Origin of the sequence: Rubricella aquisinus (assembly GCF_014199445.1) — a bacterium.
Lineage (GTDB): Bacteria > Pseudomonadota > Alphaproteobacteria > Rhodobacterales > Rhodobacteraceae > Rubricella > Rubricella aquisinus.
The window spans coordinates 234,196-255,736 of record NZ_JACIJS010000003.1 but is presented as its reverse complement, the minus strand read 5'-3'; the positions used below and the strand labels follow the sequence as shown (position 1 = coordinate 255,736).

Genomic DNA, 21,541 nt, shown 5'->3' with positions numbered 1-21,541 from the left:
ATGGCCGATATCGTCATCACCGAATTCATGGACGAGGCGGCGGTCGATACGCTGCGCGCGCGGTTCTCCGTCCATTACGACCCTGCACTTGCCGATGATCAGGCGGCCATTCCCGGCCTGATCGGGGAGGCACGCGCGCTGATCGTGCGCAACCGCACGCAGGTGCGCGCGGCAGTGCTCGACGCGGGCGCGACGCTCGAATGCGTCGGGCGGCTTGGCGTGGGGCTCGACAATATCGACGTGGAGGATTGCAAGTCGCGCGGCGTCGCCGTGTTCCCCGCCACCGGGGCAAATGACGCGTCGGTCGCAGAATATGTCGTCACCACCGCGATGATGCTGCTGCGTGGCGCATATCTTTCCACCGCTTCCGTTGCCGAGGGTGCGTGGCCGCGTCAGGCGCTGATCGGGCGGGAGATTGGCGGCACCACGCTGGGCCTGATCGGATTTGGCGCCATCGCGCGAGAGACAGCCGCCCGGTTCCAGGCTCTTGGGGCAAAGGTCATCGCGTATGATCCGTTCATCGCGGATGATGCTGATATATGGGCCAGCACGGGCGCGCAAGCCGCTGATCTTGATACGATTTTGAGCCAAGCAGACGTGATCAGCCTGCATGTGCCGCTCACGGATGACACGCGCAACATGATCGACGCGGACGCGCTGGCCCGGATGAAATCCGACGCGATTTTGGTGAATGCCGCGCGCGGCGGGATCGTTGATGAGGCGGCGCTGGCGGATGCACTGCGAAATGGCGCACTCGGGGGCGCGGCGTTGGATGTGTTTGCGACCGAGCCTCTGGATGCCGATCACGGCGCGGTTTTCGCGGGCCTGACCAATATCCTCCTGACGCCGCATATCGCGGGGGTGACGGAGGAATCGAATGTGCGCGTCTCCAGCCTGATTGCGGAGACGGTGACGCGGCACCTCGCCGGTTAATGCCCTGCTAAGGTTTCGGAAACCGTTTCGAAACTTTTGCCCCTTACTCCTGCCAAGAAGAAACCCTTGGCAGGAGAATCCGCGTGGGGCATTGGGTGAGAGTTTTTCTGTGCATGTTGTTTTGGCCCTCATCCCTGTGGGCCGGGGCAGAGTTGTGTTTGCGCGCCGGGGCGGAGGCGGCGGCCCGCCATGGCATTCCACCGCAGATCATGCAGGCCCTGACCCTGATGGAAACCGGGCGCAGTGCCGATGGCCGCTTCGCGCCCTGGCCCTGGACCATCAATGTGGAGGGGCATGGCGCGTGGTTCGACAGCCGTGAGGAGGCGTTGCGCGCGGCCCGCGCGGCACAGGCTGCGGGCCAAGACAGCTTCGATCTGGGCTGCTTTCAGATCAATCACCGCTGGCATGGGCAGGCGTTCCGCTCCTTTGCCCATATGGTCGACCCGGTGGCCAATGCCGATTACGCCGCGCGATACCTCCTGAGCCATTATCGCGGCGACTGGGTGGAAGCCGCGGGGCGATACCATTCGCGCACCCCGAAATTCCGCGATCGCTACGCCGCGCGGTTTGAACGGATCCTCGCAAATCTGCCACCCGTGGCCCCCCATAGCCCTGCCCCCGCGCCGGCCTTTCGCTCGGCGGGTGCGGTCACAAATGGCGCGCTTTTCACCGTCGCATCCCCGATCCTGTCGCGCGGGCGCGGCGCGATTGTGGAGGTCGCGCGATGAACAGCTTTACCATCCGCGACCTATACCAGCCCACCATCCTGCTTGCCGTTGCCCTGATCGCGGTGATCGTGATGATGGTTCTGCCCATGCCGTCATGGGTGCTGGACCTCGGGCTTGCGGCCTCTTTCGCGATTGCGATCCTAATTTTCACGACGACCCTGTTTATCGAGCGGCCGCTCGATTTCTCCTCCTTTCCTACGATCCTGCTGGCGAGCCTGATGTTGCGCCTGTCGCTCAACGTGTCCTCCACGAAACTGATCATCGGGGAGGGGCATACCGGCACCGCCGCCGCCGGGGGCGTGATCGAAGGCTTTGCGATGTTCGTGATGGGCGGCTCGGTTTTCCTTGGGCTGGTGGTGTTTGGCGTGTTGATGATCGTCAATTTCATCGTGATCACAAAAGGCGCGGGCCGCATGGCAGAGGTCGGCGCACGGTTTGCCCTTGATGCGATGCCGGGCAAGCAGCTCGCCATTGACAGCGACGTCGCGGCAGGCGCCATCACCCATGCGGAGGCCCGCGCCCGGCGCGACACCGAACAGGAGGAAACCACCTTTTTCGGCTCCCTTGATGGAGCGTCGAAATTCGTGAAAGGCGATGCTGTCGCGGGCCTTTTGATCACCTTTCTCAACCTTCTGATGGGGGTTGCGATGGGATTGTTCGTGCATGACCTGCCTGCGGGGCAAGCCTTTGAAACCTATGCCATTCTGACGGTCGGCGATGGGTTGGTGACGCAGATCCCTGCGGTCATCATCTCCATCGCGACGGCCCTTTTGCTGTCCAAAGGGCGGGAGAAAGGCGCGGCGGATCAGGCGCTTCTGCGGCAGTTGGGCGGCTATCCCGTCGCACTTGGCACTGTTGCGGTGTTGCTGGCGCTGTTCGGGCTGGTGCCGGGGTTGCCGCTTGGCCCGTTCCTCGCCGGGGCGGTGGTGCTGGGCATTGCGGCCTATCTGTCACAACGCGTGGTGCTCACCCCCGACCCAGTGACGGAGGATGAGGCCGATGACGCGCCCAGCGCCAATGCCATCGGCGATATCCTCGATCTTGATGACATTCATGTGGAATTCTCCCCCGATCTGGTGCCCGTGGTGATGGATGCAACCTTTGGCCTTGATCGCCGGATCGCCAATATGCGCCGCCATGTGGCGCAGAAATACGGACTGGTGCTGCCCGAAATCCGGCTGACCGACGACGCGACACTGCCCGACAAGACCTACATCATTCGCCTGCATGGAGTGGAGGCTGCGCGCGATCAGGTCCATCCCGGGCGCGCGATGGTCCTTCTCCCTGCAGAGCCGGTGGGCCTGCCCGACGGGATCGACGTGGCTGAGCCGGTTTATGGCGCCCCGGCCCGCTGGATCGACGATACCGCGCAGGAGGATGCGGCCCTCCTTGGCGTGCCGGTCGTCAGCCCGGCGGAGGTGGTCGCAACCCATATGCTGGAGGTGATCAAGGACAATCTGGGTCGCCTCTTGACCCGCCGCGCGATGCGCCGCCTGCTGGACGAGTTCGTCCTGCCCACGGACCCGGCCCGCGCGCGGGCCAATCAGCGCCTTCTCGATGAGTTCATCCCCGACAAGCTGCCGGTGGATCGCCTGCAATCGGTGCTGCGCCTTTTGCTGGAAGAGCGCGTGTCGATCCGCAACCTCCCCCTGATCCTTGAAGCCACGGCGGAGGCCGCGGCCAGCGGTGCCAGTATCGAGCGCATGGCCGAGCATGTCCGCCAGCGGCTTGGCTTCCAACTTATCTCAGACCTGAAAGAGCCGGATGGCGCGATCCCCCTGATCCAGATCAGCCCGGATTGGGAGACCATTTTCGCCACCCATGAGGCGCCATCCGATACCGGCGCGCCCGATGTCGCCTTGCCCCCAGCCGAATTCAACCGCTTCGCCAAATCGGTGAGCGAGCAGATCGGGCAGGCCAGTGCGCGGGGGCGCAATCCCGGTATCCTCACCAGCGCGCATCGGCGGCGGTTTATCTCTGCCGTCTTGTCGGCCAAGGGGGTGCGCAACCCCGTCCTGTCCTTTGAGGAAGTGGGCAGCCACGCGAAACCAGCACTTCTGGGCACGGCCTGATGGACCTGACGCTGGCCATTCCTGCGCTGGAACCGGCGGCATTGGCGGTGGTTCTGGTGTTTGTCCGGGTGGGTGCGGCGGTAGCACTGATGCCCGGATTTGGGGAGCAAACCATCCCCGCGCGGGTGCGCCTTGCCGCAGCGCTTGCCTTCACCGCCATCATCTGGCCGCTTGTCGCGGATCGGATCACCGTGCCACCGACCCAGATCGGATTTCTGGGTGCGATGCTCGGTGAATTTGCAATCGGCGCGGTGTTTGGTCTTTCGCTGCGGCTGTTGGTGATGGCGCTGCAATTTGCAGGCTCCGTCGCGGCGCAGAGCACGTCGCTTGCCCAATTGGTCGGGGCCGGACCGACACCCGATCCGATGCCCGCCCTTGGCAACGTCTTGGTGCTGGCCGGGATCACTTTGGCGCTCACACTGGGCCTGCATGTCTATTTCGCCGAGGCGATGGCGCTGAGCTATGACGCCCTGCCCGTGGGCGCGGTGCCGAGCGGGGCGGAGATTGCCGACTGGGCGATAGCCCATGGCCGGCGGGCCATAGCACTTGCCTTCACGCTCGCGGCACCCTTCGTGCTGGGGGCGTTTGCCTATAACCTCGCGCTTGGTGCGATCAACCGCGCGATGCCGCAACTCATGGTCGCCTTTATCGGTGCCCCCGCGATCACAGCGGGGACACTCATCATGTTGCTTTTGGCAAGCCCGCTGATCGCGTCATTCTGGGCGGGTCTTGTGCTTGAGACGATCAGCAATCCCTTCATGGCCCCGACATGAGCGACGCGGGTGGCCAGGACGGGCAGGAAAAGTCGCATGACCCCACGCCTCAGCGGCTGGACCGCGCACGGCGGGAGGGCGATGTGCCCCGCTCCCTCGATGCGGCGGCGGCGGCGGGATATGTCGGGCTTTTGGTTGCCATTCTCGCGGACGGGCCAGGGATCATCATGCGCACGGGCGATGCGCTGGCCGCGCCCTTCCGCTCTGTCGATCAGCTCTTGATATCAAGCAGCCCGCGCGGGCAATTCATGGCATGGGCGAATGATGTGGCCGCGGCCCTGTCGCCTCTGTTCCTCGTCCCGCTGCTCGCCGTGATCCTGTCACTGGTCGCACAGCGCGCCTTTGCCCCGGCGGGTGAAAAGCTGATACCAAAGTTGAGCCGGATCAGCCTGATCGCGACTGCAAAGCAGAAATTCGGGCGGGCAGGGCTGGTCGAATTTCTCAAATCGGTGGTGAAACTCGTGGCATTGGCGATTGCGCTGACGGTGATCCTGATCGCGCGATTGGATGAGATCGTCGGGGCTGCACGGGCGGGGCCAAACGCGGCGGCATTGCTGATGGGCAGCATTTTCATGACGCTTCTCCTCGCAACAGTCGCGATCACGGGGCTGATCGCGCTGATCGACCTCATTTGGCAGCAGATCGAGCATCGGCATAAATTGCGCATGTCCTTTCAGGAATTGCGCGATGAGATGAAGGAGTCCGAGGGCGACCCTTACCAGAAATCCGCCCGCCGCGCCCGCGCCGAGGAAATCGCGACCAACCGGATGCTCGCGGATGTGCCAAAGGCCGATGTGATCATCGTTAACCCGACGCATTATGCTGTCGCTTTGCATTGGAGCCGCGCGCCCGGCTCCGCGCCCATCGTGTCGGCCAAGGGCACGGATGAGATTGCCGCCCGGATCCGCGAAATTGCCGCCGAACATGGCATCCCGATCCATAGCGACCCGCCCACCGCGCGGGCGATCCATGCCACGGTCAAAATCGGGATGGAGATCCCTGAAAAGCAATATCGCGCCGTGGCCGCCGCCCTGCGGTATGCCGAACAAGTGCGCGCGATGAGCCGCGCTGCGCGCTCATGATCCCCGATACCGTCCTTAATGCCGCGCGAATGGCCGAGGAGCGCGCAGCGCAGGACGCCGCACGGCTTCAGTCGTTGATCCGCACGAGACAGGCCGAAAGCCAGCGCCTGCGCACGCCCCCATCGGCGGATGACGCCGTACCGATGACGGCCCTTGCGCAATACGAGACGGCCGCGCGACGACGTGCAGGCCAGCTTGATCGCGAGACCCGCGCATTGGCCACCGCATTGGAGGCCGCGCGACAGGCGCATCGCGCAGCGCTCGCGCGTCGTTTGATGATTGAAGAGATGTTGAAACGGCAGCACGCCACCCAACTGCTTGAGGCCAAGCGTAAGGCGATCCGGCGTGGGTTATAAATCCTGACGGACGATATCCGTCACCAGCACGCCTTTTGCCTTTGGTCCCAAGAGGTCTTGCGCCCGCGCCCTCAGCGCACCACGCAGATCGCGCATCGGCTGACCCGTGGTAAACGGCCCGCTGAACCCGCCTGATTGCGCGTGGTTGAACAGCACTTGCAGGAACGCGTCGCGAATTTTGGGCTGGATCGCGGTGATATCATTCTCCAGCCCTGCTTCCGCCTCGATCGTGAGGGACAGGACGACCATCGCGCGCACACGGTCCCCTTCCATGATCGGCACGATGAATTGCCCGTCCAGCCGGACATATTCAAAGTCGATCATTATCTCTTGTGATGCGGTTTCTTCCTCCGGCGGGGCGCAATCCGCGTCCTCAGGAGCGCAGGGCTCCACCGGTTCGGGTGCCGGTTTGAGCATGATGCCCGCGCCCACGCCGCCGCCCAGACCGATCAACGCCAAAGCGGCGGGAATAATGAGTTTTTTCATGACAGGCTCCGGGGGTTAAAAGGGCAAAACGCGCTCGAAAAGCTGCTGACCATAGCGCGGTTGAAGCACATCGGTGATCTGGCCCCGCCCGCCATAGGCGATGCGGGCGCCCGCAATCTTGTCATAGGTGATCTCATTGCGGCGGGAGATATCTTCGGGCCGGACGATCCCCGCGATTTGCAGATCGCGGAGTTCGTAATTCACCCGCACTTCCTGATTGCCCTGCACGACCAAATGACCATTGGGGAGCACGTCTGTCACGGTGGCGGCAATGCGCAGGGTCAACCGCTCATTCCGGCGGGTTGTGCCGCTGCCGCCCGTCTCGGTGCTTGAATTGATGCCAACCGCATTCGCCAGATCGACACCGGGGGGCAGAATCCGATCAGCGGACGCCTCAAGGCCAAGAAGGTCAGGCATCGCGACAGCTTCCGCCGCCGTGCGGCTACGGTCAGCGGAATTGGAGAATTCGGCCTGCTCGTCAATCTCGATCACGACGGTCATGATATCCCCCAAACTGCGCGCCCGCCGGTCGCCAAACAGCGATTGCGGCCCGGACCGCCAAAGGGAGCCGCGCGCATAATCGGGGTCAAGCTCCACGTTCCGCGCCTGCGCCAGCGCCATGCGCACCGGATCAACGGGAGGAATAACCGGGGCCACAGAGCCACCAATGCTGGTCATTGGGGGAGGCTGCCCAATCGGGGATGTGGCGCAGCCCGCCAGCGCAAGACATCCAAGCAGCGCAACAAGTCTCATGATCCCACCTCTACAGTTCCGTCGGGATGCACACGGCCACGCACCGTCGCGCGCGATTGCAGGTTCATCACCGAAATGATGTCTCCCGGTCGGGCGCGGGCGAGCGCGCGGCCCTCGGCCATGATGGTCAGCGCCCCTTGCCGAAAGCGCAGGATGACCGGCGCGTTCCGCTCAATCACGGCGGGAACGGCCACATCGGATGGGTGCACAGGCTGACCGGCATAGAGGGTGACCTGCGCCTCCATCCCGATCACATCCTCGAGCCGCAGCGCGGGGCCGTCGCCCTGCCCGCGCTGCACATCGCCGATATCAATCACCTCCGCCGCGCGGATCGTGCGCGTTGCGAACAGCACATCCGCCAGCGCGGCCTGTGGGCCAGTGATCAGAAGGGACAGGATCAGCGCACGGATCATCGCATCTGCACCGTGGCTGACAGCATCTGGTCGGCCGCCGTGATCACCTTGGAATTCAACTCATAGCCGCGCTGCGCCTCGATTAGGTCGGTCATCTCGCGCACCGCATCAACGGCGCTGCTTTCCAGATAGCCCTGCCGGATCGACCCGCGCCCCTCAAGACCGGGGGCACCGATTACTGGACCACCAGAGGCAGGCGTTTCAACATAAAGGTTACCGCCCAGCGCCTCCAAACCTTGCGGATTGGTGAAGGTCGCCAGCGTGATCTGCCCCAGAAGCTGCGGCTGCACCTGATCGCGGAAATAGGCATAAACCTCGCCATCCGCGTTGATCGACACGTCTGCGGCATCCGCTGGGATCACGATATCAGGAGCCAGCGGCAGCCCGTCGGAGGTCACGATCTGCCCTTCGCCCGAGCGTTTAAGCGCACCATCGCGGGTAAATCCCGCGCGCCCATCGGGCAGTGTCACCTCGAAAAATCCGTTGCCTTCTAGTGCGAGGTCATATGTCCCGCCGGTTTGCTGAAGCGATCCCTGCTCCTGATCCATCGTGACGGAGGCGAGCCTGACGCCAAGGCCAAGCTGCACCCCTGTCGGCAATTCCGTTCCATCGGCGGAGGTGATGGTGCCGGGGCGCGCGGCCTGCTGATAGTGCAGATCGGTGAATTCCGCGCGGCGCGGCTGATAGGCCGTGGTGCTCATATTGGCGAGGTTGTTGGAGATCACCTCGACCCGGGATTGTTGCGCGTCCATACCGGTGGCGGCGATGTTGAGTGCTCTCATATCTGGTTCTCCTCAAATCTAGCGGGCTTCACCAAGCGCGCGGATCGCCGCGCGAATGCGCTCATCCTCACTGCTCAGGAAGGACTGGCCCTGTTCATAGGCGCGCTGCACTTCGATCATGCGGGCCATTTCGGTGACGGGGGACACGTTCGATCCTTCGAGCGCCCCTTGCAAAAGCCGGGTGCCGAGCGCGGGCTCGGGTGCGACATCCGTGGTAAAAATCACGCCATCGCGGCGGGTGAGCGCGGCACCATCAGCAACCTGCCAAACCCCGATCTGGGCCAGCGGCGCGCCATCGGCGGACAGGGTGCCATCGGGTGCAATCGCAATCTCTCCAGCATCGGGCGGGATCAGGACCGGCGCGCCGCCCGCATCAAGCAGCGCCGCACCGCTGGGCAAAACCATGCCCCCATCCAGCGTGCGGCTGAAATTGCCCGCGCGGGTCAGAAATTGCTCCCCGTCCAGCGCGACCTGAAAATACCCCGCCCCGTCAATCGCAAGATCAAGCGCGCGGCCCGTCCGCTCCACACTGCCTTGCGCCTCATCCGTATAGCGCGCGCGCAGGGTGCTCATTGCGATTGTCGTGCCCTCTTGCGGCAGATGCGTCGCGGCCTCGGACGAGACCAGATCCTCCCGCCGGAACCCGGCGGTGGACATATTCGCGATGTTGTTGGCAATGACGCTGAGTTCGCGGTCAAGCCCGGTGACCCGCGACAGGGCCACATATCCCGGAAGATCCATCCTCGCCCCCTATCCGCCCGCGATCCGCGGCACGATCTGATCCTGAAAAAACCCCACGATCAGCGTCGCCGAGCTGCCCATGGTGGCCCAGAACACAACGACGATGGCGGCCATCTTGGGCACGAATGTCAGCGTCATTTCCTGCACGGAAGTCAGCGCCTGAATGAGGCCGATCACCAGCCCCACAACCAGCGTCACCCCAAGGATCGGAAGCGACAGCAGAAGCGAAATCCAAAGACCCTCCCGCAGCACGTCAATGACATCGCCTTCGCTCATCAGACCGGCATCCTCAGAATTTCCTGATAGGCTTCGACAACCCGGTCGCGCACGGTGACGGCGGTTTCGACGGCAAGTTCGGTCTGCGCCAGCGCCTCGACCAGGGCCTGACTGTCCGCCCCCCCGGACAGGGAGGCCATCGCCGTCTCCTCGCCCTCTTTCACCGTGGCGAAGAAATCCTTTGCGGTCCGTTCGACCGCGCCGGGTGTTTCGGGCTTTTGCGCGGTGGTGGCGCCATAGGCCCGCGCGGCAAGGCTTGATGTGATATCCATCTCTAGATCCCTCCTTAGCGTCTCAAAATATCCATCAGCGAGGATGACATCTGGCGGGCCTGCTCAAACATGCGCAGGTTCGCCTCGTAGCTGCGTTGCGCCTGACGCGCGTCCGCGATCTCTCCCATCAGGCTGACATTGGACCCGTTGTAATAGCCGTCCGGCCCGGCCATCGGGTGGCTTGGATCATGGATGCGCGTTAGCGTGGACGGGTTCAGGATGGTGCGGCCCAGTTCCACGGCCTGCGTGCGCCCCTGCTCGAAACTGACCGTTTTGGCGCGGTAACCGGGCGTGTCGGCATTGGCGATGTTCTCCGCCGTCAGCCGCAGCCGGGTGGATTGCGCGGCAAGCCCGCTCATGGACGCGGCGAGGGATTTTCCCAACTCACTCATGGTGCATCCTCCCTATCGCCCACGGCCCAGCGCGGTGCGCAGGATGTCCATGGATTTGTCGTAAACGGCGACGGCGCGGCTATGGGCGCGCTGCGCCTCCACGCCGCGAATCATCTGATCCTCAAGGGTGACTGTGTTGCCATCCGGGCTTTCGATACCGGGGGCCACATATTCGGCAAACCGGTGCGCGGCCGCCTGATCCTCCCGCATGCGGTGGCCATCCCGGGTCGTCATCGCGCGATCCAATTCGGCTTTGGAACCCTGATAAACATCTGAGAACGCTTGAATATCCCGTGCACGATAACCCGGTGTATCGGCATGGGCGATGTTTTCAGAAACCACCGCCTGACGGGCCTGTGCATGCGCCATCAGCGCCCCGGCTTTGCGGAAAATATCCAGTTCAAATGGCATAACGGGGCTTCTCCCTCGTTTGGTTTCAACTCCTTCTTAAGAAGTGAGGGTTGATAAAAGGTTTAGAACGAAGGAGGAACGAATGACCGCCGCACAGCTTGGCCGATTGGCGAGCGACATCTCCCATATTTCATGGCGCAAGCGCGTGGGACGGATCATCGAGGTTGGCACCGACAATCTGCGTGTCGCGGGCCTTGGCGCGTTTGCGCGGATCGGTCAGCCGGTGCAATTCGGGCAGGCGGAGGCGCCGGGCGGTGAAGTGATCGCCCTGACCCCGCGCTATGCTTTGATCATGCCCTATCGCTCCACCGCTGACCGGCAATTGGGGGAGGAGGTCATGCTTGCAGAACGCGATGCGCTCTTCCCGGACGCATCTTGGCTCGGCCGGGTGGTCGATGCATTCGGCGCGCCTCTCGATGGAAAGCCGCTGCCGCGCGGCGGGATCGCAGCGCCCCTGTTGCAAGCGGCCCCAAATCCGCTGCTGCGCGCGTCGCTGGGATCGCGGCTGCGCACCGGATTGAATGTGTTTGATACCGCGCTGCCGCTTGTTCGCGGGCAGCGAATTGGTGTATTCGCGGGATCTGGCGTGGGCAAAACGCAGCTTTTGGCACAGCTGGGAAGTGGTCTGCAGGCTGATGTCGTGGTGCTGGCCCTGATTGGGGAGCGGGGGCGCGAATTGCGCGCGACCTTGCGTTCCCTCCCTGCGGAGATGTGTGAAAAAACGGTCTGTGTGGTGGCGACATCCGACCGATCCGCGCTTGAAAAACGGCGCGCGCTCTGGGCTGCCATGGCGATCGCTGAACGGTTTCGCGACGAGGGCAAGCATGTGTTGATGTTGGCCGATTCAATCACCCGATTTGCAGAAGGGCATCGCGATGTAGCGCTGTCCGCAGGGGAGCCGACCGCCCTTGCCGGGTGGCCTCCGTCGACCGCGCATCTGCTCGCTTCCGTGACGGAGCGGGCGGGGCCCGGCATCGGTCCAGGTGCCATCACGGCGGTGTTTACGGTGCTGGTACCCGGCTCGGATATGGAGGATCCCATTGCCGATATGGCGCGCGGCCTTTTGGACGGGCATGTGGTTCTCTCGCGCGAGATTGCGGAGCGTGGGCGGTTTCCGGCCATTGATCTCTTGAAATCCGTGTCCCGCGCCCTGCCGGAGGCCGCGACGGAGCATGAGCTTGAGCTGATCCGCGAATTGCGCAAGAGCCTTGCAGATCACGCGCGGATCGCGCCAATGGCGGATGCAGGGCTTCATCTGCCGGGCGCGGATGTGGCGGCGGACCGGGCCTTGGCCCTGTTTGCGCAATTGGATGGGTTTATCGGCGGAACCAATCCAGGCGATGCCGATTCGGCGTTTGCTAAACTGTCCTCCCTTCTGTCTGGCAGCCCGGCGGGGAGTGCCCCTTCCTAAAGGCGGGCATTGGACAAAAGGATGTTGCCCAAAGACTGTCCCGCCAATCCGTTTGGCTGGGACAAAAGCTGTAGCGCCATGGCTGCGCCGCTGGTCGCAATACCACCTGCGCCTTGCGTATCGGACAGCGCCATGAAGCGCGTTATGATCGCCTCCACAGCCTCCCCATCGGCCAGAGCGGCGGGGGAGCGCTGACCCAAAATTTGCTCGGACCGATCCTCAAGCACCTCTCGCTGTTGGTCGATATCGAGTTGTCCAAAGGATGTGGGCAACCCAAATGCCTGTTCAACCACGGCCCGCAGCGGCGGCGTTCCCATAATCGAGAACCAACCGGTTCTATCCACCGTATCGCTGGTCGCGATGGCGGCAATCTCCCGCCGGAAATTCATGGCGAGGCGCAGGTCATTGTTCACTTCGCCGACAGCGCGTTCAAATCCGCGTTCTAGGTATCGGTTGGCCAGATCCTCTGCAAAGCCCGGGTTTCGATTTTGGGGTCCCAGAATATCACCGAAACCGAAAGCCTTAGAGAATTGGGCGAACCGCGCATCGCCAAGCCTGTTGGCGATGCTCTCTGGGCTAAGTGTTCCCTCCTCCAACACTTTTTGCAGAAGGGCCGTTTTATTGATTTCGTCTTCCAAACCGAACGCGCCCAGCGCGACCGACAAAAGCCGCCGGTCCGCAACCAACTCGTCTGCCGATTGGATGGAGCCGATCTGATCCCGAAAATACGCGGCATCTCTGGCTTGAACGCCAGTCGCCTCGAATGCCGCGAATTGAGTCTCATAGGTCCGGTCCAGAAAGCGTAAACCGGGCAAACCAGAGAGGGGCAAGGCAGGCGTGAAGGACATCAGACGGCCTCGCGGACCTGCTGTTCGGGATGCCCCATGCCGGAATGCTCAAACAAACGCGCCTCTCTGGGCAAGAGTTGGCGCAGGGATTTGAGGGCCGGATAGGTCCGGTCCTTGACGACATGTTCGGTCGCGGCACTGAGCAGACGGACGCTGTCAGCATCCCGAAACACCTGACTGAGTTGTTCAATCCCCTTGAGCAATTGTTGCCTCGCTTGAGCGGGGTCCGCCTCCCCGGCGAGCAACAGTTGGGCGATATAGCAAACACGCTTCACAGGCGTGTTAACCTCATGGGGATGGAGCGCGTCCTTCAGCCGCAAAATCTGCGCATCCGGAGTAATCACGGTAATGCGGCTTCGACGATCTCCGTTTTCCATGACGACACCATTGACCATCACACGTTCACCAGGGGCGAGTTTGAGAACAAGGCCAGGCATCACGCAACATCCCTATCCATGGCGGGTTGCGCGGCCCGCAGGCCCCGCATCACGGCGGTGTTCACATCAATGAGGGCGTCAACGGTGGCCTCCCCTTTCAGAACCTTAGCGCCATGGACGCGGGAGAATTCGGAAAGGTAGAAAAGCTGTGCGCGCAAGGGTTTCGGCAATCCATTCTCAGGTTGCGAGACGTCCCCGGCGATAATGTCCCAAAGACGGCGATTGGCGTGCAGCGCCTCGGCGATGGCCGCAAAGGGCCCGTCCTTTGACGCCTTGAGAGCCGCAGTGATCCGGGCGAACGCGGAATACTCCACATCGCGGGGGTTCTGGTGCGGTGTTGGATCGGAATATGGGTTGGCATACATGACGGAAATCCTTTCCTCCATACCGTTTCAGGTCGGCATGGTCTGTTCCATTTCAGAATGAACGGGAGGTGGACTGGCCCCTGATTGGGCCAGTCCGTAGATCCCTTAACGGAACAGAGACAGGACACTCTGCGGTGCCTGATTGGCGATCGACAGCGCCTGAATGCCAAGCTGCTGCTGCACCTGGAGCGCCTGCAATCGCGCGGACGCTTCCTGCATATCGGCATCGACCAGCGCACCAATGCCCGACTTCAGAGCATTCGAAAGCTGGTTGACGAAGCCTTCCTGAATCTCGATCCGCCGCTCGGACGAGCCGAATTCAGACGCCGCGGTGATGGAGGTCTGGATCAGCGATTCGATGGAGGTCAGCGCAGCTGTCGCCCCTTCAGCAGTGGACACATCGAGTGTGGACAAGGCAGACAGCCCGCCCGCACGTTGACCACCTTCGGCCCCTGCGGCGGTCAGGGTCACGCCTGCGGCACCGTCATTGACGAGGTTGAGAACGATGTTGTCACCGTCGGTGGTGATCGACGTGGTCAATCCATCAATTGCCGCTGCATCAATCTCGGTCTTCAGCCCGGCAAAGACATCTGCCATGGTTTCACCCTGAGCAGCAACATACTCATAGTCCGTGCCACCCACTGCCACGCGGAAGCTATCGCCTTCGGCAACGGTCCGCGTGTTGTCTGCGGTGACAGTCTCACCCTTGCCAGCAACAGTGGTTGCGGAGACAGTTGCCGTCGATGCGCCATCCGCGTCTGCGGTCAGCGTCATATCCCCGAAGTCATTGGTGTTGGTCAGGGTCAGATCGGCGCCCGTCCGTTCCACGGTGACATTGGAAATATCGCCATTGGTGATGGCCGCGTTGATCGCTGTTTCGAGCGCCTCTGCGGTCACCGCATTGTCCGTACCCGCTGGCGTCACCGACACTGTGAACCCGTTAATATCCACTGCAAGCGCGTTGCCGGTATCCGATCCGGTCACCGAGATCGTCGCCGTCCCGTCCGTGTTGCCAATGTTTGCGGCGCTTGCGGTCGTGGTGATTGCCGTACCGGTTCCGAAGATGTCGGCGTTGGTTTCAAGGTTGTTGCGGTTCACGGTGATGTTTTGCGTGGTCACCGTCCCGTCCTGCGCCCGGTCGAGAGAGGACAGAACATTGATCGCTTCCGTCCCCTTCAGCAGGTTCTGACCGTTGAACTGCGCCGTATTCACCACGGAGGTGATCTGATCCCGCAGCGATGTGATGTCGGTCTGAATTTTTGCCCGGTCATCATCGCTCACGTCCTGCGCGTCGACGATCTTGTCCTTAATCTCCGTCAGGAGATCCGTCACGGTTTCAGCGGCCTGACGGCCGACGGAGACGGTGGAGCCCGCGAGAGACAGCGAATCAGAGATGCCCTTAAAGCCCTCCACATCGCTGCGCATCACGGTGCTGATGGCCCAGATGGCAGAGTTGTCTTTGGAAGAACCAACCTCCTTACCGGTGGCAATCTGGTTCTGCACGGTCTGCAGGTTGCTGTTGATGCTGGTCAGAGTCTTGAGCGCAACCATTGCGCTGTTGTTCGTCAGAATGCTTGACATGGATATTACCCCTCTTGCGCGATCACTTTGGATCGCAATTGCGTTTTGCACCGGCTTTGCCGGTTTTTCTCGCCTTCTGACGGGTGGGGTCCGAACAGGCCCCGCTTGCACAGATTCTGGTGCAACACGCTTGTTTTGGCGATCAATCGTTAATTGAAAGTAAACAAACGTGGATACCGAACAATATTAGATCGTTTTGGTTAACAGTCTTAAACCATGCGGTGTGTGCGTGGCGTCGACTGCCGATGCTCAACCACACTGTCCCGCGTATAGGTCGAGAATTGCGCTCCATCGAGGGCAGCGACACGCCGACGGGCTCGCGCAACACCCGCGCGCGCCGCCTCCAAACGATCGCTGATCCCGGCAACAGCCGCCTGAAGCGCCGAGAGGTCATCTTTGCCCGGCGGCGCATCCGCGAGTTGCTCAATCAACGCGACCCGCTCTGACACGACATCGAAAAGCGCATCATACGCCCCAGCATCAAGCAGCGCATGTTCGCGGGCGATTAGGTTCAGGACGGTCGTCAATCGCGGATCACGCCCCATTTTCCCGCGCCTCCAACGCGCGAACGATCGACTCAGCCAAGCCGATCCCCCCCTGCGCGGCAAAGGCCCGCGCCTGCTCCGTCGCAAGTAACGAGGCGTAGACCTCCTCCCCTGCCCCGCCACCCGTCAGGCCACGAGGGGCACCCAAACCCGCCTCCTTCAACATGACCGCTAGGAAGGACGCCTCTAGCGCCTCCGCTGTTTTGCGCAAACTGTCAGGCGCGGTTTGGCCCGTTTTGGGCGTGATTGGAGCCAACTGGTCCATGCGGGTCTCCTTTTGAGTGGTTTGGGGTGAAATATCAGCGAGTCGGTAAAGAAACGGTAAGGAATGCGGAATTATCTGATCGCATGATTGAGCTATTGACGATTCGCACTTCCGCCACGCCGCGTGCCGAGCCGCCTTTGACGGTGGAGGGGACGCCAATGGATTTCGCGGCCCTTCTGTCGGAGCCAGTGACGGACGCTCCTAAAGACGGGGCAATTGCACCGCAGGCAGGCCGCGCGGAACTGGCCGAAATTGCGCCGGAAGCTGAAACGAGAATTGCCATAGCGCCAGACGCGCCCTCCATGGCACCGGTTTTGCCCAGTCAGCCGCAACCCGACGCTGAACCTAGGGTCATCCTGCCAAACACGCCGATCTCCCGCGCAGATGCTCCCGCGCCTGCCGAGCCGGCGGCAGCGTCACCCCGTTTGGCGAACGCGGAAGCGCCACTCGCGGTCACGTCATCGCCGCTTGAGAAACAGAATTCCGAAGTGCGATCTGTGCGGCCGTTAGCGCCGCTTGTCGCGGATGGTGAAGCACTTGCGACGAAGCCGCCGACCACTCATGACACGGAAATCACCCGGTCAGTAGGGGATGATAAGGTGCTGCCACTGGATCAGCCTGCTGCGCCACCGCAACCCGCGACCGCCGCGCCTCCACAGATCGCAAAACAGGTTCAGATCATTGCCAAGCAGCAAGCGCCGGATGCTCCGCCGCGTGGCGACGACGCCGGCCCGCTCGATACACCCGTTTCCACGGCGTCAGAACACCGACCAACAGGCCCGACCCAGAACCTTGTCGCGCCTTCTGCCGTAGCACCGGTGCAGGCCACAAGCGATTCCACTCAGCCCGACGCTCTGGTGAGCAAGGCGGATACGCTCGCGGAATTTGAACAGACCATCCCCCGATCGGAGCGGATGGTAACGGAATCGGTCACGCGCGCGGTCGCGACAATGGGGCCGGAGATGCAGACAGCCGCGGCCATTTCCCGGCAAATCACCGCAGCCGTCACAGCCCATTCGCCGCAGACCACGCAAATCAGGCTTGATCCAGCGGAACTTGGCCATGTGACCATGGATATTCAGGAAACAGATGGGCAATTTCATATCACCATCACCGCAGAAAAAGCGGAAACCGCTGATCTGATGCGCAAAACGGTTGACGTTTTGACGCGGGAATTTCTGAAAGAAGGCTTTTCCGGCGCTACGTTATCTTTCGCCCATCAGCGCCAACAGGACCAATCCCCGCATCCGGCCCCTTCTGAGCTGCACCTACCCCTGATGGACAGTGAGGAGCCTGTGGCGCTCAAGGTTCGCACTGTTGGCCGCCTCGATCTGCGGCTTTGAAGGAGAATGAGCATGGACGTCACTGCCACCCAAGCCCAGCGGAACGCAGCCACACCCTCATCGGAAAGTGCCACGCAAACCGCGCAGGCCGATTTCGAGACGTTTATCAAGTTGCTCACCGCCCAAATGCGCCATCAGGATCCGTTGGAGCCGCTCAATTCCACCGAATTTGTCGCGCAGCTTGCCTCCTTTAGCAGCGTCGAACAGCAAATCGCCACCAATCAGAAACTTGATACATTGGCGGCGGCCTTGTCCGGGTCTGACCAGACGATGGCGGCACAATGGCTCGGCCGGTCCGTTCTGGCAGAGGGAGCGGCGCATTTCTCGGACACGCCGATCACCGCCCATTTTGACACGGCGTCCTCTCGCGGGGCCAAGTTTATCGTGCGCGACACATCCGGGGCGGTCGTCTTTGAATCGGCGTTGACGGACGGTACCAAAAGCTTCGATTGGGACGGGTCCACGCCCCTTGGCCCGACGGCGCCGGATGGGCGCTATGTCTTTGAACGGGAAACCGTCTTGGAGGATGGCACAACCCGCATCGACCAGGCAAAACACTACCAAACGGTGGAGGAGGTGCGGTTTTTGGCAGGTGAGGTCATGCTCCATACCTCCGCCGATGCGGTTATAGCCCTGGAGGATGTGACGGCCATCCGCAATGAGGGGTAACGGCTAAAGGCTGATCTCTCGGCCCAGAGGATCGAGGATGCGCCCGCCGACCGCGCGCGCGTCTTCTGCGTCATGGGTCACAAGAAGTGCTGGCAGGGCGCGCTGCCTCACACGGTCCACCACGAAGGCGCGGATATGCGTGCGCCGATCCGCGTCGAGCTTGGAGAATGGCTCATCGAGCAGCAGCGCGTTTGGCTCCGCGATCAGGGTGCGCATGAGCGAGACACGTGCGCGCTGCCCCCCCGATAGGGTGGCCGGATCGCGCCCTGAAAATCCGTCAAGCCCAGCATCCAAGAGCGCCCGTTCGACCCGCGCCATGCGCGCGCCCTTTCCCCTCACCGTGGGCGGCAGCGCGAAGGCCAGATTGGCCCCCACGCTCAGATGCGGAAACAGCGTATCGTCCTGAAATAAAAGCCCGATCCGGCGCTGACGGGTCGACAGATCGGTGATGTCGATTCCGTTCAGCAGGACATGCCCACGCATCTCAAACTCAGGCGCAAGCGCCCCGATGAGGGCCGACAAGAGCGTCGATTTGCCGGAGCCGGACGGCCCCATGATCGTCACGATCTCCCCCGGCGCGATTTTGAGGTCGAGCGACACCAAAACCCGGCCCCGCTGTGCGATCTCCAATTCAAGGATATGCAATCCGTCCTTCATACGCTCACCGACAGCCCGCGACGATTGCGGTAAATCAGGCTTGGCACCAGAATGGCAACTGTAAATGCCGCAAGCGGCGTCACCATCTGCAACAATGCATACATGCCGATCAGCCGCCGATTCCCACCGGAGGCCAGGGCCACAGCCTCTGTCGTGAGGGTCTCGATCCGGCCAGCACCGATCAGCAGCGTCGGCAGATATTGCCCGACCGACACGGCAAAGCCGACCGCCGCCGCCGTCAGAACCGGGCGCAACAACATCGGCAGGCGCACGCCCCAAAGCACACGTTCAGCCCCCGCACCCAGCGTTTGCGCCGCCAGTCCCAGCCTCTGGTCCCACGCGCGCCACGGATCCGCGAGGGACAGAAACACATAAGGCAGCACAAACACCGCATGAGCCATGATGACCGCCGCGATCCCGCCATCGACGCCCGTCAGGATCGCAAAAATCGACAGGCCCGGCAAAAACGCAACCTGCGGGACGATCAGCGGAATATACAAAAGCAGCAAGGCCCGCCCGCTGGTGCGCAATCCATGGCGATATTCCGCCTCAAGGCAGGCGATCACCAGCAACAGCGCGATGCCCGTCGCCGCGACGCCAATGATCACCGTATCTTTCGTCGCCGCCGCCAGATTGCCCGATTGCGCCATCCATACCCGGAGTGAGAGCTGTTGGGGCAACAGGTCAGGAAATTGCCACAACCCTGCAAAGGACCACACTGTCAGCGCGCCAAGCCCGAACAGCACCGCACCCGCGCAGATCATGGCCAAGCTCAGCGCCACACCGCGCGACGCTGCATCACCACCCGCGCCACGATGCCCCCGCATGGCAATCCCGCAGCCAAGCCTCGCAACCACTCGTTCCGCCGAACGCCACGCAAAAAGCGCCGCCAGAACCAGCCCCAATTGCAGCACCGCACCCGCCGCCGCCTGAAACCGCAACGACAGGTCCGGGTCACTCATCCATGTCAGCACTTGCACCGAAAGGGTCGGCGGCCGTGTCGGCCCAAGGATCAGCGCCACATCCACCACCGACATCGAATAGGCCAAAACGGCATAAATCGGCAGCCGTATCTGCGGATATACCCGCGGAAACACGGCCAGAAGCCAGCCCCAAACGCGGCCATAGCCCAGCACCTGCGCGGACATGCGCATGCGCAGACTGTCCGTCTGACCAAGGGCCGCCATGGTCATCAGCAAGAGGAACGGCACCTCCTTTACAACCAGTGCGGCCATCATCGACAGGCCCATCGGATCTTGAGTGATCAGGATATCGGGCGGGCGCTCCCACCCGGTGATATGGGGCGATAGCGCCCGCGAAATCCAACCCGAGGGCGCGATCAGAAAGGCAAGGCCAAAGGCCGCCGCCGCATGGGGCACTGACAAAAGCGGTGACAGCGCCCGCATCACAAAGGCAAAAACCCGCGTGCCCTGCCACGCCGCCACAATGAGGGTGGAAATAATCAGCGAAATCACCGTGGCGCCGATGCCCGTGCTGATCGACAGCCACGCTGCGGGCCACAGCCCCTGCCACGCCATCAGGTCACGCCACGGATCAAGCGTGACGGATACCCCGCCCAAGGCTGGCAGATAGCCAAAGGCCGGCGCAAGGGTGCCAAGCACCCCCGCCCCGACCGGACCGATCAACAAAAGGATCGTCAGGAGCGGCGCAAAGCGCAGCGGCCGCCCCCGGTTCATTTACTGGCCAACGCCGTAGCGGGTGATCCAGTCCTGCTGGATACGGGTCATCCAGCTTGCATGCGGCTCCAACAGCGCCGAGCCAAGATCGGCGGGCGACAGCGTCGCCACGCCCAGTTCCAGCGCGTCGAACCGCGCGCGGTCCTCAGTGGGCAGCGCGTCCATGTTCAGCACCGTCTGGAACCCGAGCACAGCCGGATCCTGCGCGCGCGCCTGCACTTCAGGATCAATCAGCAGGTTCGCGAGCACCAGCGCCCCCGCCTGATTGGCCGCGTTATAGGGGATCGCGACAAAACTTGCGTTGCCAATTGTGCCCTGATCGAACACGAAAGTGCGCACGGTGTCTGGCAGTTCGAAATTCGCGATCGCGGCAGATGCACGACCCGGATTGAACGCGAAGGAGATGTCGATCTCCCCATCCGCCACAAGCTGACCCAAGCGCGGCTCATTCTGCGGATAAGCCGCACCGCTGCGCCACAGGTTGGGCGTCAGACCATCCAGATAATCCCAAAGCGGCGCGACGGTCACATCATAATCGACCGCCTCAACCGGCATTTGCAACACGGACGGATCCTCGATCACACCATACAGCACCTGTTTGAGGAACGTGGTGCCAAGGTAATCGGGCGGCTGGGGATAGGTGAAGCGACCGGGATTGTTCGCCGCCCATTCGGCGAGTGCCGCAACGCTGCGCGGCGGCTCAGACAGGCGCGCGGTGTCATATTCAAACACCAGTTGCGCCATGGCCCACGGGCTTTCCAGCCCTTCGGTCGGATTGGTGAAATCGTTGATCACGGCGGGTTTGCCCTCCACATCGACATATTGCCAATTCGGCAATTGCTCTGCGAAGGGACCAAACAGAAGCTCATTTTCCTTCATCGCGGCAAAATTCGCGCCGTTGATCCAGATAAGATCAATCGCGCCGCCCTGATCCTGCCCCGCGGCTTTTTCCGACAAAACGCGGGTGACGGCATTCGCGGTATCAGACAGCTTCACATGCTCAAGGGAGACGCCGTATTCCGCCTCCATCTGCGCACCGACGCTGGCGATGAAATCATTGATCCGCTGATCCCCACCCCATGCGTTCCAATAAACGGTCTGGCCTTTGGCTTCCGCCAGCACGGCGTCCCAGTCGCTGGGATCGACGGTCTGGGCGAAGCCCGCGCTGGCAGTCAGCGCAATCGCGGCTGCGGTGGAGATCATGCGATTCATGGAGTGTCCTTCCTGTGGCGTCTTGTTGCCCTTGGGTGTTG

At 62.4% G+C, this 21,541-nt stretch carries 26 protein-coding genes and 2 pseudogenes; 9 read left to right on the top strand and 19 right to left on the bottom strand.

The genetic code is table 11. The features are described 5' to 3' along the window. The 6 genes from FHS89_RS06205 (at window position 1) to FHS89_RS06180 (ending at window position 5,944) form a co-directional block, all read left to right on the top strand. Window positions 1-933, top strand: a complete 933-nt coding sequence (locus tag FHS89_RS06205; RefSeq protein WP_184009625.1) for a hydroxyacid dehydrogenase — start codon at window positions 1-3, stop codon at window positions 931-933. Window positions 934-1,046: 113 nt separating this feature from the next. Continuing rightward, window positions 1,047-1,661, top strand: coding sequence for a lysozyme family protein (locus tag FHS89_RS06200; RefSeq protein WP_184009623.1), 615 nt, complete (start codon window positions 1,047-1,049; stop codon window positions 1,659-1,661). After that, on the top strand, window positions 1,658-3,733 hold the full coding sequence (gene flhA / locus FHS89_RS06195; RefSeq protein ID WP_184009622.1) for a flagellar biosynthesis protein FlhA: 2,076 nt from the start codon (window positions 1,658-1,660) through the stop codon (window positions 3,731-3,733). Before FHS89_RS06200 ends, flhA begins: the two co-directional genes overlap by 4 nt. Next, window positions 3,733-4,506 (top strand): flagellar biosynthetic protein FliR, encoded by a 774-nt coding sequence (locus tag FHS89_RS06190; protein ID WP_184009620.1) that lies wholly within the window; start codon window positions 3,733-3,735, stop codon window positions 4,504-4,506. The genes flhA and FHS89_RS06190 overlap by 1 nt, the downstream gene beginning before the upstream one ends. Further along, window positions 4,503-5,588 (top strand): EscU/YscU/HrcU family type III secretion system export apparatus switch protein, encoded by a 1,086-nt coding sequence (locus tag FHS89_RS06185; RefSeq protein WP_184009618.1) that lies wholly within the window; start codon window positions 4,503-4,505, stop codon window positions 5,586-5,588. The genes FHS89_RS06190 and FHS89_RS06185 overlap by 4 nt, the downstream gene beginning before the upstream one ends. Window positions 5,589-5,617: 29 nt before the next feature. After that, window positions 5,618-5,944: a hypothetical protein gene (locus FHS89_RS06180; RefSeq protein WP_184009616.1), complete on the top strand. Its 327-nt coding sequence runs from the start codon at window positions 5,618-5,620 to the stop codon at window positions 5,942-5,944. Here the strand turns inward: FHS89_RS06180 and FHS89_RS06175 are convergent. Genes FHS89_RS06175 through FHS89_RS06135 form a run of 9 tightly spaced genes read right to left on the bottom strand, consistent with a single transcriptional unit; the run spans window position 5,939 to window position 10,470 of the window. Continuing rightward, the gene (locus FHS89_RS06175; RefSeq protein WP_184009614.1) at window positions 5,939-6,430 is read right to left on the bottom strand and encodes a flagellar basal body-associated FliL family protein; all 492 of its coding nucleotides are present in this window, start codon (window positions 6,428-6,430) and stop codon (window positions 5,939-5,941) included. The genes FHS89_RS06180 and FHS89_RS06175 overlap by 6 nt on opposite strands. Window positions 6,431-6,445: 15 nt before the next feature. Next, on the bottom strand, window positions 6,446-7,183 hold the full coding sequence (gene flgH / locus FHS89_RS06170; RefSeq protein WP_184009612.1) for a flagellar basal body L-ring protein FlgH: 738 nt from the start codon (window positions 7,181-7,183) through the stop codon (window positions 6,446-6,448). Next, window positions 7,180-7,596 (bottom strand): flagellar basal body P-ring formation chaperone FlgA, encoded by a 417-nt coding sequence (gene flgA / locus FHS89_RS06165; protein WP_221229286.1) that lies wholly within the window; start codon window positions 7,594-7,596, stop codon window positions 7,180-7,182. Before flgA ends, flgH begins: the two co-directional genes overlap by 4 nt. Then, window positions 7,593-8,378: a flagellar basal-body rod protein FlgG gene (gene flgG / locus FHS89_RS06160; protein WP_184009610.1), complete on the bottom strand. Its 786-nt coding sequence runs from the start codon at window positions 8,376-8,378 to the stop codon at window positions 7,593-7,595. Before flgG ends, flgA begins: the two co-directional genes overlap by 4 nt. Before the next feature lie 18 nt (window positions 8,379-8,396). Then, window positions 8,397-9,119: a flagellar basal-body rod protein FlgF gene (flgF, locus tag FHS89_RS06155; RefSeq protein ID WP_184009608.1), complete on the bottom strand. Its 723-nt coding sequence runs from the start codon at window positions 9,117-9,119 to the stop codon at window positions 8,397-8,399. Between the two features lie 9 nt (window positions 9,120-9,128). Next, window positions 9,129-9,395 carry a flagellar biosynthetic protein FliQ gene (locus FHS89_RS06150; RefSeq protein WP_184009606.1) on the bottom strand — a complete coding sequence of 89 codons (267 nt, stop codon included), beginning with the start codon at window positions 9,393-9,395 and terminating at the stop codon, window positions 9,129-9,131. Continuing rightward, on the bottom strand, window positions 9,395-9,667 hold the full coding sequence (gene fliE / locus FHS89_RS06145) for a flagellar hook-basal body complex protein FliE (protein ID WP_184009604.1): 273 nt from the start codon (window positions 9,665-9,667) through the stop codon (window positions 9,395-9,397). Before fliE ends, FHS89_RS06150 begins: the two co-directional genes overlap by 1 nt. Before the next feature lie 14 nt (window positions 9,668-9,681). Further along, window positions 9,682-10,059: a flagellar basal body rod protein FlgC gene (gene flgC, locus FHS89_RS06140; protein ID WP_184009601.1), complete on the bottom strand. Its 378-nt coding sequence runs from the start codon at window positions 10,057-10,059 to the stop codon at window positions 9,682-9,684. 12 nt (window positions 10,060-10,071) lie between these two features. After that, window positions 10,072-10,470: a FlgB family protein gene (locus FHS89_RS06135; protein WP_184009599.1), complete on the bottom strand. Its 399-nt coding sequence runs from the start codon at window positions 10,468-10,470 to the stop codon at window positions 10,072-10,074. 82 nt (window positions 10,471-10,552) lie between these two features. Here FHS89_RS06135 and fliI point away from each other — a divergent pair, with 82 nt between their 5' ends. Beyond that, window positions 10,553-11,881 carry a flagellum-specific ATP synthase FliI gene (fliI, locus tag FHS89_RS06130; protein WP_184009597.1) on the top strand — a complete coding sequence of 443 codons (1,329 nt, stop codon included), beginning with the start codon at window positions 10,553-10,555 and terminating at the stop codon, window positions 11,879-11,881. On the opposite strand, the gene FHS89_RS06125 is transcribed toward fliI, so the two are convergent. From FHS89_RS06125 to FHS89_RS06100, 7 genes and pseudogenes are all read right to left on the bottom strand, one after another. After that, window positions 11,878-12,729, bottom strand: a complete 852-nt coding sequence (locus FHS89_RS06125) for a DUF1217 domain-containing protein (protein WP_184009595.1) — start codon at window positions 12,727-12,729, stop codon at window positions 11,878-11,880. The two genes, fliI and FHS89_RS06125, sit on opposite strands and share 4 nt — an antisense overlap. Then, window positions 12,729-13,166, bottom strand: coding sequence for a flagellar biosynthesis repressor FlbT (flbT, locus tag FHS89_RS06120; protein WP_184009593.1), 438 nt, complete (start codon window positions 13,164-13,166; stop codon window positions 12,729-12,731). The genes FHS89_RS06125 and flbT overlap by 1 nt, the downstream gene beginning before the upstream one ends. After that, on the bottom strand, window positions 13,166-13,531 hold the full coding sequence (gene flaF, locus FHS89_RS06115; RefSeq protein ID WP_184009591.1) for a flagellar biosynthesis regulator FlaF: 366 nt from the start codon (window positions 13,529-13,531) through the stop codon (window positions 13,166-13,168). Before flaF ends, flbT begins: the two co-directional genes overlap by 1 nt. Window positions 13,532-13,583: 52 nt before the next feature. Then, window positions 13,584-13,706 (bottom strand): annotated as a pseudogene (locus tag FHS89_RS16470) (hypothetical protein); the annotation flags it as partial. After that, window positions 13,655-15,112, bottom strand: a pseudogene (locus FHS89_RS06110) (flagellin); the annotation flags it as partial. The pseudogenes FHS89_RS06110 and FHS89_RS16470, both read right to left, overlap by 52 nt. A gap of 209 nt (window positions 15,113-15,321) precedes the next feature. Further along, window positions 15,322-15,657 carry a hypothetical protein gene (locus tag FHS89_RS06105; RefSeq protein WP_184009587.1) on the bottom strand — a complete coding sequence of 112 codons (336 nt, stop codon included), beginning with the start codon at window positions 15,655-15,657 and terminating at the stop codon, window positions 15,322-15,324. Next, a complete protein-coding gene (locus FHS89_RS06100) occupies window positions 15,647-15,922 on the bottom strand; it encodes a rod-binding protein (protein WP_184009585.1) in 276 nt (91 codons plus the stop codon). The genes FHS89_RS06105 and FHS89_RS06100 overlap by 11 nt, the downstream gene beginning before the upstream one ends. Before the next feature lie 83 nt (window positions 15,923-16,005). On the opposite strand from FHS89_RS06100, the gene FHS89_RS06095 reads away from it, so the two are divergent. After that, window positions 16,006-17,265: a flagellar hook-length control protein FliK gene (locus FHS89_RS06095; RefSeq protein ID WP_184009583.1), complete on the top strand. Its 1,260-nt coding sequence runs from the start codon at window positions 16,006-16,008 to the stop codon at window positions 17,263-17,265. Between the two features lie 12 nt (window positions 17,266-17,277). Next, window positions 17,278-17,934 carry a flagellar hook assembly protein FlgD gene (locus tag FHS89_RS06090; protein WP_246413623.1) on the top strand — a complete coding sequence of 219 codons (657 nt, stop codon included), beginning with the start codon at window positions 17,278-17,280 and terminating at the stop codon, window positions 17,932-17,934. A 3-nt stretch (window positions 17,935-17,937) separates the two neighbouring features. Here FHS89_RS06090 and FHS89_RS06085 read toward each other — a convergent pair whose 3' ends face one another. Genes FHS89_RS06085 through FHS89_RS06075 form a run of 3 tightly spaced genes read right to left on the bottom strand, consistent with a single transcriptional unit; the run spans window position 17,938 to window position 21,500 of the window. Then, window positions 17,938-18,591 (bottom strand): ATP-binding cassette domain-containing protein, encoded by a 654-nt coding sequence (locus FHS89_RS06085; RefSeq protein ID WP_184009579.1) that lies wholly within the window; start codon window positions 18,589-18,591, stop codon window positions 17,938-17,940. Continuing rightward, on the bottom strand, window positions 18,588-20,288 hold the full coding sequence (locus FHS89_RS06080) for an ABC transporter permease (protein ID WP_184009577.1): 1,701 nt from the start codon (window positions 20,286-20,288) through the stop codon (window positions 18,588-18,590). Before FHS89_RS06080 ends, FHS89_RS06085 begins: the two co-directional genes overlap by 4 nt. Further along, window positions 20,289-21,500 carry an ABC transporter substrate-binding protein gene (locus tag FHS89_RS06075; RefSeq protein ID WP_184009574.1) on the bottom strand — a complete coding sequence of 404 codons (1,212 nt, stop codon included), beginning with the start codon at window positions 21,498-21,500 and terminating at the stop codon, window positions 20,289-20,291. Window positions 21,501-21,541: the final 41 nt, after the last annotated feature.

What these genes read in the sequence shown, in the direction of transcription:
- FHS89_RS06205 (WP_184009625.1), top strand. Translation starts at nt 1, where the DNA reads ATGGCCGATATCGTCATCACCGAATTCATGGACGAGGCGGCGGTCGAT.
- FHS89_RS06200 (WP_184009623.1), top strand. Translation starts at nt 1,047, where the DNA reads ATGTTGTTTTGGCCCTCATCCCTGTGGGCCGGGGCAGAGTTGTGTTTG.
- flhA (WP_184009622.1), top strand. Translation starts at nt 1,658, where the DNA reads ATGAACAGCTTTACCATCCGCGACCTATACCAGCCCACCATCCTGCTT.
- FHS89_RS06190 (WP_184009620.1), top strand. Translation starts at nt 3,733, where the DNA reads ATGGACCTGACGCTGGCCATTCCTGCGCTGGAACCGGCGGCATTGGCG.
- FHS89_RS06185 (WP_184009618.1), top strand. Translation starts at nt 4,503, where the DNA reads ATGAGCGACGCGGGTGGCCAGGACGGGCAGGAAAAGTCGCATGACCCC.
- FHS89_RS06180 (WP_184009616.1), top strand. Translation starts at nt 5,618, where the DNA reads ATGGCCGAGGAGCGCGCAGCGCAGGACGCCGCACGGCTTCAGTCGTTG.
- FHS89_RS06175 (WP_184009614.1), bottom strand. Translation starts at nt 6,430, where the DNA reads ATGAAAAAACTCATTATTCCCGCCGCTTTGGCGTTGATCGGTCTGGGC.
- flgH (WP_184009612.1), bottom strand. Translation starts at nt 7,183, where the DNA reads ATGAGACTTGTTGCGCTGCTTGGATGTCTTGCGCTGGCGGGCTGCGCC.
- flgA (WP_221229286.1), bottom strand. Translation starts at nt 7,596, where the DNA reads ATGATCCGTGCGCTGATCCTGTCCCTTCTGATCACTGGCCCACAGGCC.
- flgG (WP_184009610.1), bottom strand. Translation starts at nt 8,378, where the DNA reads ATGAGAGCACTCAACATCGCCGCCACCGGTATGGACGCGCAACAATCC.
- flgF (WP_184009608.1), bottom strand. Translation starts at nt 9,119, where the DNA reads ATGGATCTTCCGGGATATGTGGCCCTGTCGCGGGTCACCGGGCTTGAC.
- FHS89_RS06150 (WP_184009606.1), bottom strand. Translation starts at nt 9,395, where the DNA reads ATGAGCGAAGGCGATGTCATTGACGTGCTGCGGGAGGGTCTTTGGATT.
- fliE (WP_184009604.1), bottom strand. Translation starts at nt 9,667, where the DNA reads ATGGATATCACATCAAGCCTTGCCGCGCGGGCCTATGGCGCCACCACC.
- flgC (WP_184009601.1), bottom strand. Translation starts at nt 10,059, where the DNA reads ATGAGTGAGTTGGGAAAATCCCTCGCCGCGTCCATGAGCGGGCTTGCC.
- FHS89_RS06135 (WP_184009599.1), bottom strand. Translation starts at nt 10,470, where the DNA reads ATGCCATTTGAACTGGATATTTTCCGCAAAGCCGGGGCGCTGATGGCG.
- fliI (WP_184009597.1), top strand. Translation starts at nt 10,553, where the DNA reads ATGACCGCCGCACAGCTTGGCCGATTGGCGAGCGACATCTCCCATATT.
- FHS89_RS06125 (WP_184009595.1), bottom strand. Translation starts at nt 12,729, where the DNA reads ATGTCCTTCACGCCTGCCTTGCCCCTCTCTGGTTTGCCCGGTTTACGC.
- flbT (WP_184009593.1), bottom strand. Translation starts at nt 13,166, where the DNA reads ATGCCTGGCCTTGTTCTCAAACTCGCCCCTGGTGAACGTGTGATGGTC.
- flaF (WP_184009591.1), bottom strand. Translation starts at nt 13,531, where the DNA reads ATGTATGCCAACCCATATTCCGATCCAACACCGCACCAGAACCCCCGC.
- FHS89_RS06105 (WP_184009587.1), bottom strand. Translation starts at nt 15,657, where the DNA reads ATGGGGCGTGATCCGCGATTGACGACCGTCCTGAACCTAATCGCCCGC.
- FHS89_RS06100 (WP_184009585.1), bottom strand. Translation starts at nt 15,922, where the DNA reads ATGGACCAGTTGGCTCCAATCACGCCCAAAACGGGCCAAACCGCGCCT.
- FHS89_RS06095 (WP_184009583.1), top strand. Translation starts at nt 16,006, where the DNA reads ATGATTGAGCTATTGACGATTCGCACTTCCGCCACGCCGCGTGCCGAG.
- FHS89_RS06090 (WP_246413623.1), top strand. Translation starts at nt 17,278, where the DNA reads ATGGACGTCACTGCCACCCAAGCCCAGCGGAACGCAGCCACACCCTCA.
- FHS89_RS06085 (WP_184009579.1), bottom strand. Translation starts at nt 18,591, where the DNA reads ATGAAGGACGGATTGCATATCCTTGAATTGGAGATCGCACAGCGGGGC.
- FHS89_RS06080 (WP_184009577.1), bottom strand. Translation starts at nt 20,288, where the DNA reads ATGAACCGGGGGCGGCCGCTGCGCTTTGCGCCGCTCCTGACGATCCTT.
- FHS89_RS06075 (WP_184009574.1), bottom strand. Translation starts at nt 21,500, where the DNA reads ATGAATCGCATGATCTCCACCGCAGCCGCGATTGCGCTGACTGCCAGC.